This is a genomic window from Sphingobium sp. PNB (genome assembly GCF_019873065.1).
GTDB classification, from domain to species: Bacteria; Pseudomonadota; Alphaproteobacteria; order Sphingomonadales; family Sphingomonadaceae; genus Sphingobium; species Sphingobium fuliginis.
The window spans coordinates 1-1,733 of sequence record NZ_JAINEZ010000202.1; the positions used below are offsets into that span (position 1 = coordinate 1).

The following is a 1,733-nucleotide window of genomic DNA, read 5'->3' on the forward strand; positions in this document are numbered from 1 at the left end:
GACCGTGGACGGGCGGGCTGCCGGGGGCGGCGGTCCGGGGGTTTCCGGGAGCGGCTCGGGCGGGCGCGTGTCGGGGACTTTCACGGTGCCGCAGCGGAAGGATTGAGCCGGGGCGACGTAAGGAGCTTGGGCGGAGTTGGATGAGGGGGGCGGGCCTGTGGTCCGCGCGATCCTTTGGATCGCAACCCCCTCACCCAGCTACGACTAGGCAGCAAGCTGCCAAGTCTGCGCAGCCCTCTCCCTCAAGGGAGAGGGATAATGGGGTTTGCTGACTGCCCTTGGTTGTCGTTTTGGGCTTTCGGCGGCGGTTATGGGCGGACGTCCCACCGGATGAGATCGACCTCGCCCCCTCCCCCCACCGTCAGTTCGCCGAAGGCGCCGGTGCGGAGTTTGAGGTCGGCGAGCGGCAGGCCTAGCGCAAGGAGCGCGAAGCGGGCGGCGCCGTTGCTGGTGACGAGGAGGTCGGCGCCCTCCCCTGCTTGCGCGAACCATTGCTTCCAGGCGGCGATGCGCGGTTCGGCGTCGACTTTCCAGTCCTTGGGGGGGATGCCCTGTTCGTCCCAGGCGGCTAGGGCCTGGGGGCCGAGGCGGGTCAAGACCTGCGCTTCGGGTTGGCCTTCGTCGGGGCCGTGGTCGATCTCGTTGAGCCAGGGAAGGGAGCCGTCGCTGGCGTGGCCGGTGGCGGCGGCGATGCGGGCGGCGGTCTGCCGGGCGCGGAGGAGCGGGCTGCTGTGGAGGCGGCGGATCGGCAAGTTCTGCGCCGCGAACCAGACGCCGAGGCGGTCGGCCTGGGCATGGCCGCTTTCCACCAGCGGAATATCGGTGCGCGCGCCGATGCGGCGGGCCTGCGCGCTGCTTTCGAAGGTGTTGCCGTGGCGGATGATGAAGATGCGGCGCATGGACTGATGATGTTTCCCGACTTCGCTCGAAACGAACGGAAGATGTTGAGGATCAGGGGGTGGGGTCGCCATGGGCGGCGATCAGCGCCTCGACACGGGCGATGTCGGCTTCGGTGTCGATGCCGGAGCTGTCGAAGACCGGCGGGGATACCGGGACGGTGGTGACGGGGATGCCGAGTTCGAGCAGGCGGAGCTGTTCGAGGCCTTCGAGATTTTCGAGCGCCGTGGGGGGCGTGGCTTCGAAGCGGGTAAGGGCTGCGAGCGTGTAGCCGTAGAGGCCGACATGGCGCCAGACTGGGGAAAGCGGCTGGCTTTGGCGCAGGGCGTCCTCGTTGCGGATGGCGGGGATGATGGTTTTCGAGAACCAGAGGGCGCGGCCGTCGGGCGCGCGGGCGCAGGTGGTGCCGCTGAAGGGCGAGCGGGTCTTGTGGTCGCGCAGGGCGTCGAGCGCGGGCCAGTCGAGGGCGATGACGGGGGTGGCGACCTGTGCGCCGGATTCCAGCGCGGCGATGACGGCGCGGAGGGCGTCCTGGGGCTGGAAGGGGCTGTCGCCCTGGAGGTTGACGATGAAGCGGGGTTGGCTGTCGCACTGGCGGGCGGCGGCGAGGGCGCGGCCGGAACCGGTGGCGATGGCGCTGTCGGTCAGGGCGGCGTCGCAGCCCGCGGCGCGGGCGTGGGCGGCGATTTCCGCGTCGTCGGTGGCGACGAGCAGCTGGATGTCGGAGAGGCCGGTCGTGGCCGCGCGGGCCATGGCGATGGTCCGGTGCAGCAGCGTGCGGCCCGCGATCGGGCGCAGCGGCTTGCGCGGGAGGCGGGAGGAGCCGGCGCGGGCGG

At 71.0% G+C, this 1,733-nt stretch carries 2 protein-coding genes; both read right to left on the bottom strand.

Going from position 1 to position 1,733, the window contains the following annotated elements; genetic code table 11:
• Window positions 1-308: 308 nt before the first annotated feature.
• The gene (locus K7W03_RS27370) at window positions 309-899 is read right to left on the bottom strand and encodes a histidine phosphatase family protein (RefSeq protein WP_061940346.1); all 591 of its coding nucleotides are present in this window, start codon (window positions 897-899) and stop codon (window positions 309-311) included.
• 52 nt (window positions 900-951) lie between these two features.
• The coding region (kdsB, locus tag K7W03_RS27375) for a 3-deoxy-manno-octulosonate cytidylyltransferase (protein WP_226870568.1) at window positions 952-1,733 on the bottom strand (782 nt) is incomplete at its 5' end.